The organism is Vibrio sp. 2033, from assembly GCF_033339735.1.
Window position 1 is genome coordinate 1 of sequence record NZ_JAWOVC010000029.1, and the last position, 18,275, is coordinate 18,275.

Annotated in this window: 20 protein-coding genes; 15 read left to right on the forward strand and 5 right to left on the reverse strand. The window is 44.3% G+C overall.

Annotated features, from left to right (window positions below; translation table 11 throughout):
* Positions 1-297: 297 nt before the first annotated feature.
* The gene (locus R7P74_RS22390; protein ID WP_017636080.1) at positions 298-1,311 is read left to right on the forward strand and encodes an acyltransferase; all 1,014 of its coding nucleotides are present in this window, start codon (positions 298-300) and stop codon (positions 1,309-1,311) included.
* Here R7P74_RS22390 and R7P74_RS22395 read toward each other — a convergent pair.
* Complete coding sequence (locus tag R7P74_RS22395) at positions 1,308-1,637, reverse strand: DUF2500 domain-containing protein (RefSeq protein ID WP_005389668.1); 330 nt, start codon at positions 1,635-1,637, stop codon at positions 1,308-1,310. The genes R7P74_RS22390 and R7P74_RS22395 overlap by 4 nt on opposite strands.
* A gap of 327 nt (positions 1,638-1,964) precedes the next feature.
* Between R7P74_RS22395 and R7P74_RS22400 the strand changes: the two genes are divergently transcribed.
* The 4 genes from R7P74_RS22400 to R7P74_RS22415 all read left to right on the forward strand — a co-directional run bounded on the left by R7P74_RS22400 (position 1,965) and on the right by R7P74_RS22415 (position 5,018).
* On the forward strand, positions 1,965-2,333 hold the full coding sequence (locus tag R7P74_RS22400; RefSeq protein WP_005378717.1) for a hypothetical protein: 369 nt from the start codon (positions 1,965-1,967) through the stop codon (positions 2,331-2,333).
* A 1,081-nt stretch (positions 2,334-3,414) separates the two neighbouring features.
* Positions 3,415-4,035 (forward strand): lysoplasmalogenase, encoded by a 621-nt coding sequence (locus R7P74_RS22405; protein WP_213965860.1) that lies wholly within the window; start codon positions 3,415-3,417, stop codon positions 4,033-4,035.
* Between the two features lie 69 nt (positions 4,036-4,104).
* Positions 4,105-4,326, forward strand: coding sequence for a YecH family metal-binding protein (locus R7P74_RS22410; protein ID WP_005378711.1), 222 nt, complete (start codon positions 4,105-4,107; stop codon positions 4,324-4,326).
* Between the two features lie 107 nt (positions 4,327-4,433).
* On the forward strand, positions 4,434-5,018 hold the full coding sequence (locus R7P74_RS22415; protein WP_318123196.1) for a YhgN family NAAT transporter: 585 nt from the start codon (positions 4,434-4,436) through the stop codon (positions 5,016-5,018).
* A 57-nt stretch (positions 5,019-5,075) separates the two neighbouring features.
* Here R7P74_RS22415 and R7P74_RS22420 read toward each other — a convergent pair whose 3' ends face one another.
* Both R7P74_RS22420 and rsmD read right to left on the reverse strand, forming a co-directional pair.
* Complete coding sequence (locus tag R7P74_RS22420; protein WP_005378704.1) at positions 5,076-5,342, reverse strand: DUF1145 domain-containing protein; 267 nt, start codon at positions 5,340-5,342, stop codon at positions 5,076-5,078.
* Positions 5,343-5,367: 25 nt separating this feature from the next.
* Positions 5,368-5,967 carry a 16S rRNA (guanine(966)-N(2))-methyltransferase RsmD gene (gene rsmD / locus R7P74_RS22425; RefSeq protein WP_005378702.1) on the reverse strand — a complete coding sequence of 200 codons (600 nt, stop codon included), beginning with the start codon at positions 5,965-5,967 and terminating at the stop codon, positions 5,368-5,370.
* 230 nt (positions 5,968-6,197) lie between these two features.
* On the opposite strand from rsmD, the gene ftsY reads away from it, so the two are divergent.
* From ftsY to glpG, 6 genes are all read left to right on the forward strand, one after another.
* Positions 6,198-7,418, forward strand: a complete 1,221-nt coding sequence (gene ftsY / locus R7P74_RS22430) for a signal recognition particle-docking protein FtsY (RefSeq protein WP_064368850.1) — start codon at positions 6,198-6,200, stop codon at positions 7,416-7,418.
* Between the two features lie 22 nt (positions 7,419-7,440).
* Positions 7,441-8,115 carry a cell division ATP-binding protein FtsE gene (ftsE, locus tag R7P74_RS22435; protein ID WP_005378697.1) on the forward strand — a complete coding sequence of 225 codons (675 nt, stop codon included), beginning with the start codon at positions 7,441-7,443 and terminating at the stop codon, positions 8,113-8,115.
* Positions 8,105-9,073, forward strand: a complete 969-nt coding sequence (gene ftsX / locus R7P74_RS22440; RefSeq protein WP_005378695.1) for a permease-like cell division protein FtsX — start codon at positions 8,105-8,107, stop codon at positions 9,071-9,073. Before ftsE ends, ftsX begins: the two co-directional genes overlap by 11 nt.
* A 176-nt stretch (positions 9,074-9,249) precedes the next feature.
* Positions 9,250-10,107, forward strand: coding sequence for an RNA polymerase sigma factor RpoH (rpoH, locus tag R7P74_RS22445; RefSeq protein WP_005378693.1), 858 nt, complete (start codon positions 9,250-9,252; stop codon positions 10,105-10,107).
* A gap of 493 nt (positions 10,108-10,600) precedes the next feature.
* Positions 10,601-10,921, forward strand: coding sequence for a thiosulfate sulfurtransferase GlpE (glpE, locus tag R7P74_RS22450; protein WP_005378691.1), 321 nt, complete (start codon positions 10,601-10,603; stop codon positions 10,919-10,921).
* Complete coding sequence (gene glpG / locus R7P74_RS22455; protein ID WP_047103977.1) at positions 10,921-11,763, forward strand: rhomboid family intramembrane serine protease GlpG; 843 nt, start codon at positions 10,921-10,923, stop codon at positions 11,761-11,763. The genes glpE and glpG overlap by 1 nt, the downstream gene beginning before the upstream one ends.
* A gap of 63 nt (positions 11,764-11,826) precedes the next feature.
* Here the strand turns inward: glpG and R7P74_RS22460 are convergent, their stop codons facing one another.
* Positions 11,827-12,237 (reverse strand): flagellar basal body-associated protein FliL, encoded by a 411-nt coding sequence (locus R7P74_RS22460; protein WP_005378687.1) that lies wholly within the window; start codon positions 12,235-12,237, stop codon positions 11,827-11,829.
* Positions 12,238-12,398: 161 nt separating this feature from the next.
* Between R7P74_RS22460 and R7P74_RS22465 the strand changes: the two genes are divergently transcribed.
* Both R7P74_RS22465 and ubiA read left to right on the forward strand, forming a co-directional pair.
* Positions 12,399-12,938 carry a chorismate lyase gene (locus R7P74_RS22465; RefSeq protein WP_318123198.1) on the forward strand — a complete coding sequence of 180 codons (540 nt, stop codon included), beginning with the start codon at positions 12,399-12,401 and terminating at the stop codon, positions 12,936-12,938.
* Positions 12,939-13,793, forward strand: coding sequence for a 4-hydroxybenzoate octaprenyltransferase (gene ubiA / locus R7P74_RS22470; protein WP_137282439.1), 855 nt, complete (start codon positions 12,939-12,941; stop codon positions 13,791-13,793).
* Positions 13,794-13,857: 64 nt separating this feature from the next.
* On the opposite strand, the gene plsB is transcribed toward ubiA, so the two are convergent.
* Entirely contained in the window at positions 13,858-16,284 is a 2,427-nt protein-coding gene (plsB, locus tag R7P74_RS22475; RefSeq protein ID WP_253657712.1) for a glycerol-3-phosphate 1-O-acyltransferase PlsB, read from the reverse strand.
* Positions 16,285-16,652: 368 nt separating this feature from the next.
* On the opposite strand from plsB, the gene lexA reads away from it, so the two are divergent.
* Both lexA and R7P74_RS22485 read left to right on the forward strand, forming a co-directional pair.
* Positions 16,653-17,273, forward strand: a complete 621-nt coding sequence (gene lexA, locus R7P74_RS22480) for a transcriptional repressor LexA (protein WP_005378682.1) — start codon at positions 16,653-16,655, stop codon at positions 17,271-17,273.
* A gap of 194 nt (positions 17,274-17,467) precedes the next feature.
* The gene (locus R7P74_RS22485; RefSeq protein WP_017636072.1) at positions 17,468-18,262 is read left to right on the forward strand and encodes a class I SAM-dependent methyltransferase; all 795 of its coding nucleotides are present in this window, start codon (positions 17,468-17,470) and stop codon (positions 18,260-18,262) included.
* Positions 18,263-18,275 lie beyond the last annotated feature (13 nt).

Consider the following 18,275-nt stretch of genomic DNA (forward strand, 5'->3'; position numbering starts at 1 on the left):
TGGCGCTGGACTAAACAAAGGCCCCCTTTTAGGGGGCTCACACAAAGCCACCTTCTTTAGAAGGTGGTAATTTACTTCTTATGCGCCGTTTGCTGTAATCAGATTGTGTCGGTTTGGCATCGAGAGTGAATACTGATGCTTGGTTTTTGGTTCTCGTTAAGTGATTAGAGTGGTGATGAAATCCCCGTTGTAGGTCATTGTTGAGTTAAAAATAAGCAAAAACAGATTGTTAACCATTTCACTGGTTGAGATTTACCCTATGCTATAAACGATAAGCGACTCAAAGTAGGGAAAGGTATGAGAGAAAGGGTTCTGTTTTTTGATTTATTGCGCTGTTTCGCAGCGGTAGCAGTGATCGCCATTCACGTCTTGGCACCGTATCGAAATGAGTTAGGAGTGATTCCATTTGACCAATGGCTGACAGCGGTAGGCGTGAATAGCGTAACCCGCTGGGCAGTGCCAGTTTTTATTTTGATCACCGGAGCGCTAATGCTCAGTGACACTCGACCATTTGACGGTAAGTATTATATCAAAAGGCGTTTGGGCAAAGTTTTAGTTCCATTTCTTATTTGGTCGATGTTTTATGCATACCTTTCAGGTTGGACTTCTCAAGGCTTTGATTTTGAAACCGTAAAAGAGGTATTAAGCAATAGCCCATTCCACGCAACGTATTACCATCTCGGCTTTTTCTATTACTTTATACCACTGTATTTTGTGATTCCGCTGTTTCAATGGATGGTACGCAACGTGGATGACAACGTCTTGTATACCTATCTCGCATTTTGGCTTTTCACCAGCACACTGTTCTTGTTCAAGATTGATGGCCCTTGGAGTAATCAGATGTGGCTTTATATGGGTTACCTTCCACTGGGGTATGTTTTATTTCAAAAGGTACCTTTGAATCGCTCTATGGTGACCCTATTTGTTGGGCTAGGACTCGTGGCGTTGGCAGTGACCTTTACGATGGTTGTGACAAATAGCTTAGAGGCGGAGAAGTATACGGTTGGGCGCTGGCTCTCTTATAAAACACTGAATGTGATTCTAGCAGCTTCGATGATTTTTATGATCGGGCGTTACTTTGGTGAAGGCTTATCACCAAAAGTACAAAAAGTGGTAAGTGTGATCAGTCAGCACAGCTTAGGGATTTACTTACTTCATCCTATTTTCTTATGGCCGATGAAAGAGTTCGGTTGGTACACAGGACATCCTGCGTGGGTGATTCCAGTCTGGATCGTTCTAAGTGGAGCTGGAGCCTTGGCGATGAGCTATCTCTTTTCTCGTTCTGCCAAGACTCGTTGGTTACTGCCTTAACGTTTGATAGCGAAGTGAAGGAACTTGTTGCCGCGATAGGTCAGTGTTCCCTTATCTCCAGGGTTGAGTGCATGGTAGTAATGCACTCCAATTTGGAATTCACGCTTTGGACCGATAGAACCACGTTGAACGTAAATCCAATACTCTTGATCGTCTTGACCTGGTGGTGCGTTTGGTATGTCTATCGCTTGTTTATCTAAAACCGTTACCTGCGCGCTTTGCTCTGGAGCGTCTTCGCCCACATAGTGCTTACTATAAAAACGGAAAAACACCCACGCGCCCAAGGCAATAAGGGCGAATAGGGCGACAATAAGTGAGATTGGCATATTAACCTCCAATGTTTTATCGGGTCCCATTCTACAGTACTCGCTGACGAAACGATGAGTTGAGGTAACTTATTCATAATCTAATGAAAGGGATATGGAGATTATTCGGCGCACTTCACGATTTATCTTAATGATGCGCGATGAAATCGTCGCTTCATCTGCAAGCGAAGTCACTAAAGCTGAACGAAGCGGCTTTCACTTGTTAGGCTATATGAGCTCAAGGGCACAAATTGAAAGTAAAATTACACTTAACGGCTCGAAAAAGCTCTAAATTTATAGAAGAATAAAAATAATGAACATAGGAAGGGTCTGGTAAGGAGGGTTACGATGTCAGATATTGAAAAAGTAGTCATGCGTACCCGAACGATCGAAAAACTTTTGCGTACTCAGTACCATGCAGAAGGGAAAGGGTTGCACCAACTTATTAATAGTTGTGAAGAACGTTTACCGCATGACGTGATAGCAAAGCTTCGATTCATCGCGACAGTGCGTAATAAAGTGGTGCACGAAGACGATTACAAGCTGGATGATCGTAAAGGCTTTATGGCGGCATGTGATGCTTGTGAAAAAGAGCTGACACCAAGAAGCTCTCGCTTTATTTGGCGTACAGCAATTTTGCTAATGACGTTGATTACGCTGGCCGCTCTTGGTTTCTACTATATGCACTGGGATATTTTGTCTAAGCACATTCAGTAGAGCAATACAGATAAATAAAAAAGGACGCATTTGCGTCCTTTTTTATTTTAAATCATTTGGTTAGTACATCATTGGCAGTGTCATTAAACCCACAACCACTGCAATCATAACCAGCCCTTGTTTTTGAGAAGATGAAATCATAACACTACCCCTTAATCTTTGATGAACTCGATGAATTTAATATAGCACTGTTTTTGGGGTTTGATCAACATATGCTCGTTAATCTTTTCAAAAACCACACTTAACTTGTCTGGTTTTACGTGATTCTGACTAATGAAACTATGTTTTTTGTCCTGTATTTAAAGTGTTCACATTGTTTTGTTTTTATCCTTTTTGTTTTTAAGTGTTTGATTTTATAATGTTAAATGGTTTGTGGTGTTGGCTTTGTAATTGTTTTTTGTTTCGAATAGTATGTTGGGTCTTTATTTTGTCTGTATTTCTCAAAAATTGAGAAAATTAAAAAATGTGCTATGAGGTTGCATCGTCAAATCGAAAGCATGGAGTGAGATTTTCTTACCTTATGAGAAAATATGGGCTTCAAAAGTGTTTAGTGATTTTATGGTTTATGAAGTTCGCACTTTTATCTGTTATTGAAATTATGGTTTTATTTATCATTAACTTACTTTTCTTGCCTGATTTTTTTGTTACTGAGTTAAGGTCGGTTTTCTTAGTTTTTACTCCTAATCATCAGTGGTTTCTCTTCTCTTAGAGCGCTACTTAGACTATTTTCTATTTTGTGTCTGTTATTTATTCTTGTTGCCTGCATTACATACATCCTGGTGGTTTAATCGTCAGTTGGTGAAATGGCGGCTTACCTGGAGGACTTATCTGTTTTTCAGTTAAATAGTTTTAGAAAGCGTTGGTTATTGTGTCGTGTAATTTGATGGGTTCGGCTGATGAGCAAAGCTTGGCCCCAATGTTTAGTGGCATCATTCAGGCTCATCGGCTTTATTATTACGTAGGTTGAGGGTTACAAAATGTTTCGAATCGCTAGCGAGATCCAACTTTCGTAGATTGCGTCTTTACATCAAAACTGGTCTACCTAGACTAGCGGCGAGTTTAAGTAAAAGGTGTATACTGCATGTGGAGTTGGCTGGCGATAGGGCTATCAGGTGTGTATTCCGTGTTGGGAGCAAAGCAAGCTAACCCGACACAATCCCTCGTGTTTAAAATCTTTACTCTGCTACTTCTTCTTGTGTTGGTGTTAACTCAAGGTGCATCCGCAACATATACTTACTGGATTGCGGGTGGGCTTATTGTGTCTATGGTGGCAGATACGCTGCACTCGTTTAAAACTCGTAAGCTAATCTATTTTTCGGCTTATCTGGTCGCCCAGGTATGCTACAGCAAGTCATTTTGGGTGCAGCTTAATGGTGAGATTGTCTGGTGGCTGTTGGCCCTGCTGCTTGCAGCGAGTATCGTGGCGTTCTTTTTGTTGCTACCTCAACTCGACTCTCTGGTATTCCCCGTTGTGATCATGGGGATGATGCTGGTTCAACTTGCTTGGGCAGCCGGTGAAGTTTGGTTACAAGTGCCGAGTTACGCCAATGCTATCGGCTTTAGCGGAACCTTAGTTCTGATCTATTCGGCGCTGGCATACGCGATACACGGTTATCGAAAACCGATGAAACACGCCTATTTGTGGGTGAGTGGTAGTTACTTTTTTGCTCATGCCCTCATTGTTGCCTCAATCATTTACTAATTTAAGTCAAAGCAGCTCTTGAGGATTTCAGTAAACTGAACGCATTGTTCTTAATAACTGGAGTCAATAATGAGTGAAATCCATGCTCACGAGTTGCTAAACCTACTTAGAGAAACGCCAATGGATCGCGAAGCCCTCACACAGCACTTTGGCGCTAGCGTTCGCTTTCACACCTGTAAACTGAATGATCTAGACTTAGATGCATTACTAGCATTTTTGCTCAAGCGCGACAAAATTCGTGAGCTTGAAGGTAAGTTTGTGGTCAATATGGCGCGAGTTTGTAATCACTAAAACGGCGGCTAAGATCGAGGGTGAATATGGTGTTTTCGCCCTCAGTCATATACTCATGTTGTCAGTTTGCTATACACTGGCCGCCATTTTTTAGGTGAGGCCAGAATATGGACATTCTTTCTGCAGCGACCATGCTGTTTCTAATCATGGACCCTCTCGGTAACTTGCCGATTGTGTTGCCTATTCTCAAACATATCGATCCCAAGCGTCGTCGTAAGGTATTGATTCGTGAACTACTGTTTGCCTTACTGATCTTGATGCTATTTCTGTTTGCAGGACAAAGCATCTTAAGTTTTTTGCATGTCCAGCCAGAAACGCTCAGCATTTCTGGTGGCATTATTCTCTTCATTATTGCGATTAAGATGATTTTCCCGAGTGCTGGCAGCATCACTGGACTGGCAGCAGGCGAGGAGCCCTTTATTGTTCCGATGGCCATTCCTATGATCGCAGGCCCTTCAGTGATTGCAGCCTTGCTTTTACTGTCTTCGCAACATCCAGAGAAAATGTTGGAAATGTCAGCATCAGTCGTAATTGCGTGGGGCGCAACATTTTTTATACTGATGTTTTATGGCTTCTTTAATCGCTTGTTGGGTGAACGTGGCTTGAAGGCGGTAGAACGCTTAATGGGCTTGTTACTGGTGATGATCTCCACTCAAATGTTCTTGGATGGTGTAAAAAGTTACATTGGGTGACGAACGAAACGCAGAAAAAAAGCCGCTCACAAGAGCGGCTTTTTCGTATCTGAGCGATTACATCATGTGTTTACGACGAATATCGAGTAGGGCAAAAATACCAAAAATCAGGATTGAATATTTTTCCCAACTGCTCATTTTTATTTTGTCGCCAAATGCACCAATGAAGATGGCCATTTGTAAACCGTGCATGATGAACAAAAAAGCGGTCATGATGTAAAGCGCAATCGCGGCATTGCCGGGAAAGGGCATAAAAATATTTAGGATTAATACTAACCAAACAAAGGCGATAGCCGCTTTGGCCAGCATAATTAGTGCTTTCATTTAAGTATCCTTTTAAATCGAGGCGTTATGCGGAGGTACGTTCGTACAGACGATAGCTCACTTGGCCTGCTGTTTTTTCTCGATGTAATTGCCAGTTTTCTGGTAAGTCGGCAATATTGAGTTCTTTTTCTGTTTCAATATAAATCATCGCATCTTCCGCGAGCCAGCCATTTTGTTCTAGCAGAGCCACGGTCTCATCCAATAGACCTTTGCGAAACGGTGGGTCAATAAACACCACATGATGAGCAGAACCCGGTTGCTTCAAAAAACTCAGTGCGTCGGTATTTACCACTTGGATGTTGTTCGCGTTAAGAGAGGCAACATTCTTTTGTAACTGTTGGAAAGCTTGTGGGTTTAGCTCAACCATGGTCACTTGCTCTGCTTGGCGTGAAGCTGACTCAAATCCCAAGCCGCCAGAGCCAGCAAACAAGTCGAGACATTTTGCCTGTGGTACATCTTGAGCTAACCAGTTAAACAGCGTTTCTTTGACGCGATCGGTCGTGGGGCGTAAGCCTTCAGCATCGTGTACAGGAAGTTTTCTGCCTCTCCATAAGCCACTAATAATGCGAACAAAGCCCGTTGTTGGCTTTTTTTGTGATGAGTTTTGCTGGCGACGTCTTACCATAGATTTTTTGACCGCTAATAAAGTGATACTATATCTAATCGCCCAAGCAATGAGCTTGGAGCTTGGATACAGCCCAGAATATTCAAGATGACAGAGTGTAACACTAATAAGATTAGAATTACCTAATCGGAAAGTTTTCAGAACTTTGTCATTAGCCTTTTTTAGACAGATAATAATCTTGTCAAAAAAGAGTCATGAATAGATAAAAGAACAATCTAGGATAGCCCCAGATGACGGAAAAAAAGAAGCGCGGATTACTTTCGTGGCTAGGTTTTGGTGACGAAGAACAAAGCCCAAAACCAAAAACTGAAGAAACAGTAAAAGAAGAAGCAGTGGAAGCGCCTTCTGAAGAGCAGCAAACCGAAGCGGTTGCTGAGCAAGCGGAAGCAACGCCAGAACTTGAAGAAGAAGCGAAACAATCAGAGGCTGCCCCAGCAGAAGCAGAAGCAGAAGCAGAAGCAGAAGCAGAAGCAGAGGAGCCAGAAGTCGTATCGGCCGCGCCTCGTGTTCAAGAACAAGAAAAGCCAACAGAAAGCTTTTTTGCTCGTCTTAAACGCAGCCTAAGCCGAACAAAAGCAAATATTGGTGCTGGCTTCTTCGGTCTGTTCAGCGGTAAGAAAATCGATGAAGACTTATTTGAAGAGCTAGAAGAGCAACTGCTTATTGCTGATGTGGGCATGAATACCACAACAAAAATCATCAACAACCTGACAGAAAAAGCCACACGTGGCGATCTGAAAGACGGCGAAGCCCTTTATGGTTTGTTGAAAGAAGAAATGGCTGAGATTCTTTCTAAAGTTGAACAGCCACTAGAAATCGATAGCAACAAAACGCCTTACGTCATCTTGATGGTGGGTGTAAATGGCGTGGGTAAAACCACGACCATCGGTAAGTTAGCGAAGCAGTTCCAAACTCAAGGCAAAAAAGTGATGCTTGCAGCGGGCGATACTTTCCGTGCCGCAGCGGTTGAGCAGCTACAAGTGTGGGGTGAACGTAATAATGTTCCTGTGATTGCTCAACATACTGGAGCAGACAGTGCCTCTGTTATCTATGATGCGATTGAAGCGGCAAAAGCACGTGGTGTGGATGTGGTGATTGCTGATACAGCAGGTCGTCTACAGAACAAAGCGAACCTAATGGAAGAGCTGCGTAAGATTGTACGTGTGATGAAGAAAATTGATGACTCTGCACCACATGAGATCATGCTAACGCTTGATGCAGGTACAGGACAAAATGCCATTAGCCAAGCGAAACTTTTCAGTGATGTTGCCCCTCTAACCGGGATTACTTTGACTAAGCTGGATGGTACAGCCAAGGGCGGCGTAATTTTCGCTATTGCTGATCAGTTCGGTATTCCAATTCGTTACATTGGTGTGGGTGAAGGTATCGAAGACTTGCGTCCATTTGAAACTCAAGAGTTTATTGACGCACTGTTTAGTCGTGAAGAATAAAAAGAGTTAGAGGAAATCAACGGTGATCAAATTTCAGCAAGTAAGCAAAGCTTACCGAGGTGGTCGACAAGCACTGCAAAAAGTCGATTTTCACCTGAGGCGCGGTGAAATGGCGTTTTTAGGCGGACATTCCGGGGCTGGTAAAAGTACCTTGCTGAAATTGATCTGCGCGATAGAGCGACCAACCGATGGCAAAATCCATTTTAATGGCCACGACATCACGCGTATTCCAGGCAAAGACATCCCTTTTTTGCGCCGCAATATTGGGATTGTTTTTCAAGATCATCGCCTATTGATGGATCGCAGTGTGTACGACAATGTCGCTCTACCAATGCGTATCGAATCGATTTCTGAAAACGAAATCAAACGCCGTGTTTCTGCGGCGTTAGATAAAACGGGCTTACTCGATAAAGCTCGTTGTCTACCTAGTCAACTTTCTGGTGGTGAACAACAGCGCGTCGGTATTGCCCGTGCTGTGGTTAATCGACCAACGTTGCTGGTGGCTGATGAGCCTACGGGTAACCTTGACCCAGAATTATCCAACCGTGTGTTGCGTCTATTCGAAGAATTTAACCGTGCGGGCGTGACTATCCTACTTGCCACGCACGATGTGGGGTTAGTAAACACTCGCCCACAGTATCGTCATTTTGAATTGAACCAAGGCTTCCTAAGTGAGGTAGAAGACTATGGCAGGTAACAAGCACTCCCAAAAGAAGGGGAAAGGCCGCAGTGCCAAGCGTGCGAATACCGATGGTTTTTTCTCTGTCCACGCAAAACAAGCTAAATCCTCTTTTAGCGCCTTATGGCAACGACCACTAGGCAACATTCTGACTCTAGCGGTCATCTCCATGGCACTTGCCATGCCAGCTTGTTTGTATCTATTGGGGAAAAACGTTGCGGGGGCAGCGGAAGATGTCGCTTCTCCTTCACAAGTTAGTGCTTACTTAGTTGAAGGCATGCCGGATGCACGAGTGATGGTTCTCAAAGATCAAATTGAAACTTGGCCTTTGGTAAAAGAGGTAGAATATATTTCACCGCAACAAGGTCTATCTGATTTAAGCCAATATGCAGGGTTCGACCAAGCTATCAGCCTTTTAAGTGGCTATGCGCTACCTGGTGTGTTGGTGATTACGCCAGATTCGGAGCTAAAAAGTGATATTCAGTCATTAGCCAAAGACGTTCGAGAGCAACAAGATGTGACCGACGTGAGACTTGACGAAGACTGGCTGGCGCGTCTTGATGCCATCAAAACTCTCGCGAGTATTATTGTCATTACCCTGACAGTGCTGATGCTCGGTGCGGTATTTTTAATCGTTGGCAATACATTGCGATTTAATGTGCTGGCGAATAAAGAAGAGATTCAAACCATGAAACTGATCGGTGCGACGGACAGTTTTATTCTGCGCCCTTACTTGTACACAGGTATGTGGTTTGGCGTGTTAGGTGCCACTATTGCGTGGTTGGTAACGGCTTTAGTGACCATTGTCATGAATAGTGCGGTGGAAGACCTTGCTGCGTTGTACGATAGCCAGTTCCGCTTGATTGGTCTAAGTTGGGATGAATCTTTGTTATTAATCATCATTGGGAGTCTTTTGGGATGTATTGCGGCGCGCTTTTCTGCGCAACGACATTTAAAAGAAATTGAACCAGTTTAAGTGATGGCGGTCTTATTACTTGGATTTCATTAGCACTAGCTAATTTTGAACCCTTGCTTAGACCAAATGTTTATGGATAATTGCTTCCCCTTCTTGAAACTTGTTCATTTTGAGTTCAAGATATCGAAGCTAAATTGCAATGTAATGCTCCAGATCAGAGATTGATGAGGAATTGAATGACAAAAGAAGCGTATCCGATGGCTCTAGTCACGCAAGATAGCCTTGATAGCTATATTCGCTCAGTAAACAGCTACCCAATGCTGACTGCAGACGAAGAGCGTGAGCTGGCAGAACGATTACACTATAAAGGTGAGATTGAGGCTGCAAAAGGTCTAATTCTTTCGCACCTACGATTCGTTGTTCACGTTGCTCGTGGTTACTCTGGCTACGGTTTGCCGATGGCGGATCTTGTGCAAGAGGGTAACATCGGTCTAATGAAAGCCGTTAAGCGTTTTAACCCAGAAGTAGGGGTTCGCTTGGTTTCTTTTGCTGTCCACTGGATCAAAGCAGAGATCCACGAATACGTGCTACGTAACTGGCGTATCGTGAAAATTGCGACCACTAAAGCGCAACGTAAATTGTTCTTCAACCTGCGTAAGTCGAAAAAGCGCTTGGGTTGGTTTAACAACGGTGAAGTGGAAACCGTTGCGCGCGAGTTAGGTGTTGAGCCTTCTGAAGTTCGCGAGATGGAATCACGCTTAGCGGCGGTGGATTCAACCTTTGATATGCCAACTGATGAAGACGACAGTTCAAACGCTTACACAGCGCCGATGCTATACCTAGAAGACAAATCGTCTGATGTGGCCGACAACATTGAAGCCGCCAACTGGGAAATGCACACCAACAATCGCTTGGGTCATGCATTAGCGAGTTTGGATGAGCGTAGTCAGCGCATCGTGCGTTCTCGTTGGTTAGATGATGAGAAAGCAACATTGCAAGACTTAGCTGATGAGTTCGGTGTTTCTGCCGAGCGTATTCGCCAGCTAGAAAAAAATGCAATGAAGAAACTAAAATTGGCTGTGGGTGAATTTTAATTTCCACTGCTAATTGAAAGTAAGATTTTCATAGAAAGCCGAGATCATGTGATCTCGGCTTTTTTATTGTCGATCGAAAATCGATAGCGTTTGCGATCCGGATTTTATGTGCTACCTGTGTATAACTCTGTGAAGTAATTATTTATCAACTGTTCGAAACCCGGACAAAATAAGGGATTCAAGCACTTTTCCATCTGGGGATAGTTATAGATATACACACAGTTAGATCAGGATCATCACTACATGTTGTGGATCAAAAGATCCAAATACACTTTATCAACGCAATTCACAGCTTTATCCACAAATGGTTGGAATGTGTACACTTTTGAAAACCCTGATTATCCATGTGTCTAAGTTTGCCGTTGGATAGGTTACAATAGCGGCAGTATACCCAAGCAGCTTCAAATATGGATTTTATGCTGTACCACGGGTGCTGATTAGTACGTTAGGTTCGAGGTTGCTTGGGTATATTAATAAGACAATGAGAAAGTAAATGGATCAGTTTAAGCATATCGATGTACAAGGTGCGCAAGCGCTGCTCGAGCAGGGTGATGCGAAGCTTGTAGATATCCGTGACCCTCAATCGTTTGCCGTTGCGCATGCGGAGTCCGCGTATCACTTAACTAACGATACGATCGTTGCGTTTATGGATGAAGTGGAGTTCGAACAACCTATTCTAGTGATGTGTTACCACGGCATTAGTAGCCAAGGTGCGGCGCAATATTTGGTTAACCAAGGCTTTGAACAGGTGTACAGTGTAGATGGTGGCTTTGAAGCCTGGCATCGAGCAGAACTACCGATAGTGAGAAGTTAATGAAGAGATTGGTAACGTTAAATAATCCACGTATGGCGCAAGCCTTTATTGATTATATGGCCTCTCGCCAAATTGACATCGAAATGATGCCAGAAGGGGATGGGCAATTTGCGCTGTGGCTGACTGATAGCCAGCATGAAATAGAAGCGGAAGCCGAACTTAAGCTGTTCCTTGCTAACCCGTCTGATTCAAAATACAGCGCCGCCTCGTGGGACGTTGCCGATACTCGTAAGAGCACATTTCATTATTCCAGCCCGAGTATCATAAGCATGGTCAAAGCGAAAGCTGGCCCCATGACTTTGCTGATCATGACAGTCTGTATCATCATCTACTTGTTACAAATGTTTGGCTTTGGCAATGGCGTGTTTAAGTTGTTGCACTTCCCGGCTTTTGAGGGGCAACAATGGCAAGTGTGGCGATGGCTAAGTCATGCGTTACTGCACTTTTCAGTAACTCACATCGTGTTTAACTTACTATGGTGGTGGCAGTTGGGGGGCGACATCGAACGTCGTCTCGGTTCCGGTAAGCTATTGCAACTCTTTGTGGTGTCGGCAGCGTTTTCAGGGGCAGGCCAGTTCTATGTTGAAGGGGCTAACTTCGGCGGCTTGTCTGGCGTGGTCTATGCACTGCTTGGTTATTTGTGGATACTGGGTTACCGCTTGCCACATTTAGGCCTTACGTTACCCAAGCCAATTATCGTCTTTATGTTGGTATGGTTAGTTCTTGGTTTTGTGCAGCCATTTATGGCGATTGCAAACACCGCTCACTTAGTTGGGCTACTGTCGGGGATGGCGATTGCGCTGTTTGATTCAGGCAAGATGAAATACCAACAGCAAGCCTAAAGCAGATGAAATGAAAAGACCGCTCAAGAGCGGTCTTTTTTTATGTTCAAAACGGATTTGGGTTTATTGATAAAGGTATTTTGTAAACAACAAATCGGCAATGATGGTTTTACCTGTTTCAGGCAAAAGCGTTTCGTTGAGGGTCGTCACTAAGGTTTTGCGCAGATCTTCTCGGCCAGACAGGGACTTAATCGTATCTTCTGTTTGCTTACCCAATAATTCAATCACTGCATCGCGAATCAAAGGTTGGTGATGCTCAACAACTGATAAATCTTGTTGACTCATTACCATGATGTCGATGCGCACTTGCACATAACCTAACTTTTTGCCTTTGGTGTAAAAGTTAGTAGTGAGGTCAGGCTCTAGGGTAAAGTATGCCAACTTAGGTCCAGCTTCTTCCGTTTCAGCCCAACTTGGTGCGGCGAATAGTATGGTTAACGCAAAAATAATTTGGGCTATATAACGTTTGTACATATTTCTAACTTTTCTTTCTCTGGATCGCGATATTCGAATCGCTTCAGTCTTGATACAATGGGCCGTCTATAACAAATAACGGAACTTACGGTTACATACATTACTATGGACGGTAAGTTGTTGCTTTATTGTACGCATAAAGCCTCCAATTGAATACTAGTATGAATCAGCCAACATCACTCTATCTTGCTTCTTTATTGGAAGTAGAGTGGCAAAACCCCGAAGAATTCGAATTTCCAAATGAATTTGCCAAGCACTGGCTTGAAGAGCAAGGGTCTTTGTCACGTCGTTTAAAACAGCACTGCCAAGCGTTAACGGTAGAATTGCTACAAAATCAGATCGTCACTGCGGCGACGTTAAAACAGGACGAAAGCCAGTTATTGTCCGAACAAGATTGCTTACTGAGAGAGGTAATTTTGTGTGGTGACAATAATAACTGGGTTATCGGACGGACATTAATTCCTCGCTCAACCTTAGTTGATCAGCAGTATGATTTGGCTCAACAAGGGGATATCCCACTAGGACTAACTGTGTTTAGCGCAGACAACGTTGAGCGAGACTCTTTGCAAATGGGATGGGTAGCCGTACCAGAAGGACATTTGTTAGCGCGACGCTCAAGGTTGTGGATGAATCACAAACCGATGCTGGTCGCCGAGTTATTCTTATCTAATTCACCAGTTTACGCTAAGGAGACAGTGTAAATGTCCGCAGAAAAAGCCAAAGCATATTGGCAACTGATGCGCATGGATCGCCCGATTGGTTCACTGTTACTGATGTGGCCAACGATTTGGGCGCTAATTATCTCAGCCCAAGGGATGCCGAGTTGGGATGTATTTATCGTGTTTGTATTGGGTGTATTCCTAATGCGTAGCGCGGGGTGCGTGATTAATGATTTTGCTGACCGCAAAGTCGACGGCCATGTAAAACGTACCAAACAACGCCCACTGCCATCAGGGAAAGTGACAGCAAAAGAAGCGATTGGATTATTTTTGGTTTTGGGTATCAGCTCGTTTTTGTTAGTGCTGACCATGAACCCGCTGACGATTCAGCTATCCTTCGCTGGCATTGTGTTGGCGTTCATCTATCCATTTATGAAGCGTTACACTCATATTCCGCAGCTATTTTTAGGCTTGGCTTTTAGCTGGGCGATTCCAATGGCGTGGGCTGCACAAACTGGGGAATTACCATTGATTGTTTGGTTTTTGTTCCTCATTAATGCTTTGTGGACCATTGCGTACGACACTCAATATGCGATGGTAGACCGAGATGATGATCTAAAGATTGGCATTAAATCGACGGCAATTCTGTTTGGTCGTCATGACAAGCTTATTATTGGTGTGTTGCAACTGATTACACTCGCGATGTTGGTTTGGTTAGGGCAGTTCTACCAATTGGGACAAAGTTACTACTGGACCCTTTTGATTGTAGCGTCGTTGTTTGTTTATCAGCAGCACTTAATTCGTCACCGTGAGCGTGAGTTGTGCTTTAAGGCTTTCCTTAACAACAATTATGTTGGCATGGTGATAGCGATAGGGTTACTGGTCGCATTTTGGTAAGCGAAGAAATAGAAAAAGGCATCCGATTGGATGCCTTTTTTCTTATTGGAAGAAGGTAAAACGGTTACGACCGAAGTTGGTGAATACTCTCTTCGATCGTCAGTTTCACTTCTGGATAAAGCAGAGTGAACAGTAGCCGTGCAAATTGCTGCGTTTTCTTCGTGTCACAGTCACCTTCGTTATCGAGGTATTTTTGCTGTTTGAGCGTATTGAACATCGCGGTAAACACACCTTTATCGAAGAATTCTGGCGCATTAATACCGTGCAAACGCCCTAGGCGCTGAGCAATATCTTGGCTCTTCTGCTCTAGGTCCGATTTACCGAGTTCAGGGTAAGCAACAAGCAAGTTCATCGCGATAGAGTAGCGTTGCAGCGTTTCAGTTATCGTTCGACCTAACAGAACCAAAGGCTGGTTGTTCGATTGATTGATTTCCAGCTTATCACCATCAAGACTAATCATTTTCTGATCGGCAAATTCATGCAGTGTTTTAACGACCAATTCATCCAACTCGTCTTCTTGGTAACTTAAGAACAGCTCTTTCTTCAAGAATGGGTAGATTTGCGCGACATTCGCTTGAATCTTGGCTACCGAAAGGTTGCGCTGACGAATGAGCATTTGGGCAATTAATGACGGCAGAGCGAACAAGTGAATGATGTTGTTGCGATAGTAAGTCATCAGGATCGATTGGCTACGGTCCAGCGAAATGATGTCACCCATGCTATCGGTTTCAATCACGAACTTATCAAGCGAAATTGCATGATCGACCAACTCCTCAGCACTTTCGGTAGGGATAGTGGAGGTGCTTGAGTACGGATTATTTTTGAGTAGCTTTAAGTAACACTCGATCTGATTGATCAGCGAGTCACGAGAAAGTGCACGTTGACGAGAAGCAAGCAGTGCGGTTGCACACAAGGTCAACGCGTTTGCCGCCGCCGCATCATTGATGTGCGTCATCATCTTATTAGCGAGGTCGTTCACCACAGGATTCATCCATTGTGGTTTGTTACCACCCATGCTGTCGATGTCTTTCGTCCACTCAGGAGCATGCTCGTTCAAGTATTGGTTGAGCTGAATTGGCTCACCGAAGTTCACATAGCCCAAACCAAAGTTACGCAGTTTACGCAGAGTACGCAGTACAAGCCCTGCGTTTTCTTTCTCTTTGCGTTTGCCACGCAGCTCTTTCGCGTAAGTGCCCACTTCCATTACGTGCTCGTAGCCGATGTAGACCGGCACTAGTGTTACTGGGCGGTTTAGACCACGTAGCATTGCTTGGATGGTCATAGCCAGCATACCCGTTTTCGCTTGCAGTAAGCGACCTGTACGTGAACGACCACCCTCACTGAAGTACTCGACTGAATAGCCTTTGGCAAACAGCTCAGCTAGATACTCTCGGAAAATGGTTGAGTACAGTTTGTTGCCTTTAAAACTACGACGAATAAAGAACGCCCCACCGCGACGGAAAAGAGGACCGGCCGGGAAGAAGTTCAAGTTAATGCCTGCCGCAATGTGCGGAGGCACCATGCCTTCATGGTACAAAACATAAGACAACAGCAGGTAGTCCATGTGACTACGGTGACACGGAACGTACACAATTTCGTGGCCGTCTTGCGCTAAACGACGCACAGTCGAGGCGTTATTGATGTGCAAACCTTGGTATAGTTTTGTCCATAACCAACTCAGGATGCGGTCGCCGTTTTTCACCAGACTGTAGGAGAAGTCGGCGGCGATTTCATCCATGATGTCGTGGGCTTCTTTACGTGCCTTATCAATCGAGATGTTTTTGCTCTTGGCTTCGTCAGCAATCGCCAGTTCAATAGCTGGAGATTTTAGTAAACGAGCAAACAACACTTGGCGTTGTGGCAAGTTTGGGCCTGAAGCAGCCAGTTTCTGGCGTGAGAAGTGGATACGCGCCACGCGAGCCAGTTTGTGCGCAATTGCGCTGTCGGTACCGTGAGAGTCTGCCATATAACGCAGAGATACCACGGGACTAAAGCGAACTAAGCAGTCGCGTCCCGCCGCCATTACTGCTTTGGCTTTTTGCGGACCATTCATCGGTTGAAGGTAAGGCTTTTGGTTCTCTTCTTTACCTGGCTTACGACCCCAAAGCACGGTTGCAGGGATCATTTGAACATCCAACTCACTATCCAGCTTGTGCAGTTCCAGTAAGTCAGTGAACAGAGAGACAGAATCGGTTGGGACATCATTATCGTTGTTCATCACAGTTGGACGCGCAGCGATAAAGACGAAACGGTTCAGCGTTTTGCCATTGATTTCCAGCGGGCTGAGCGGGTCGGGTAGACCAAGGCTCATGGCTTGTTTTTGCAGTGTCAGCAAATCCACGTTCGAGCGGAACGGCAGGGCATATACAATCGGTTTAGTTAGGTCGATGTTCAGATCTTCAATCGGGTTCGACGGGATTGTGGTGCCCTTTACCAGTACCGATAAAGGTAGTTTTAGTAATGAACGTGAAAATGATTGTCCAGAAGACATAAAGTTCACAGCCTCAATAGGTATTCAAACAGGCCTAACCTTATTTCAGTTTCCGCTTTGCATGTCTTCTCTATAAAAAGAGATGAGTACGGCAATAGAAATAAGCCTAGGCGATAAAATTTAAGCGCTGCAAGGATACCAGAAACTGGTCAAACCTTTTAATTTTATTGGCTGTAAATTAGTCGAACCCCTAAGTTATTGCTTTGACTTGATTAACTGAAAAGTCGGTGTTTTAAACGAATAAAGAATGAACTTAATCGGTAAGCTGAAAGCTCCCCACAAATAAATTAAAAAACAACCAATTGGGTTTTCATTTGAGCATTTACTGGATATACTCACAGTTAACTGTATAAAAAGACAGGTGAGACATGAAGCCGTTAACGCCACGCCAACAACAAGTCTTCGATTTGATCAAAAGTAAAATCGATGACACCGGAATGCCACCAACTCGTGCAGAGATTGCGCGTGAGCTTGGCTTCCGCTCTGCGAATGCCGCAGAGGAACACCTAAAAGCGCTTGCTCGTAAGCAAGCAATTGAAATTATTCCAGGCGCTTCTCGTGGGATTCGTATCCTGCTTGAAGACGCAGCCAATGATGAGCAGGGTTTGCCTTTGATTGGTCAAGTCGCAGCGGGTGAGCCAATTCTGGCTCAAGAGCACGTAGAGGCGCACTACCAAGTCGATCCTGCGATGTTCAAACCGCAAGCGGATTTCTTACTTCGTGTAAATGGCGAGAGTATGAAAGACATCGGGATTATGGATGGCGATCTGCTCGCGGTGCATAAAACCCAAGACGTGAGAGACGGTCAAGTTGTCGTTGCGCGTGTTGATGATGATGTGACTGTGAAGCGTTTGGAGCGCAAAGGTTCAACCATATTACTGCATGCTGAGAATGAAGAGTTTGCCCCAATTCAAGTGGACTTAACGTCTCAGCACCTTACGATAGAAGGCTTAGCCGTTGGTATTATTCGTAATACCGATTGGATGTAAGTGCATTTAAGCAGCCCAGTTCATCTGGGCTGTTTTGTCTTTTCTCTTCTTTTCTCTTTTTCTACCTCCTCCAAAAGCTTGCTTATCATCTTGACCTTGTTTGTTTTGACCAATTTATAAGCTTGATAATGTAATTGATATTCATTATCATCTTTATTAATGTCTATGTTTTCTCTCTGGCGCAGGAAATGCCCATGTCTCAGTCTAAACATCAAGTTCCTAACCATTTATTAAAGCCACTGTTATTGCGTAGCCGTGAAAGCATGGTCGACAATGGCTTGGTGTACGATCCGATAGCTGCTAAAGCGTGTTTGAGCTGTAAGATGGCGCCGGATTGTTTGAGTGGTGATATTGCGCAGAAGCAATTGCTGCACGTGACGCTGACTCAGCTTTGTGACCAGCAGGTTAGCCACTTCTTACAGCAGTATCCCGATGCTTGGATAATCAATGTCGGAGCGGGGTTGGATACCCGCTTTTATCGTTTGGATAATGGACGCTGCCATTGGATAGAGCTGGATGTGACGGAAAATTTGGTATGGCGTCAGCGCTTGTTCCACAAAAATGAACGCTATGAACATCGCTGTGGCAGTGTGGATGAAATGTCGTGGCTAGAGACGTTAGTTATTCCAGAGCAAGCACCGGTACTCATTTTATGTGAAATGGCACTGCTCGATTGCACAGAGCGTCAAGTCGCGAAATTTATTCAAACCTTGGGTCGACATTTTGTTTCTGCTGAACTGTGTATGGTGCTGGCAGGAGATTTAACGGAAACCAAGTGGGGACAAAAGCTTGGCTCTGATCGTTATGCTCATGGCTTTGAAGCACCTGCAGCACAGATATTGCAATGGTTACCATGGGCACAATGGGTGAAAGCTTTCTCGCCATTCGATAGATTCTGTTCTCGTTGGAAAGCTTGGCAGCGTTGGCTTAATAAGATTCCAATGTTGAAGCATCGCCTCACGCCAGTCCTCGTTCACATCAAGTGGTAATTGGCTAGTCGTT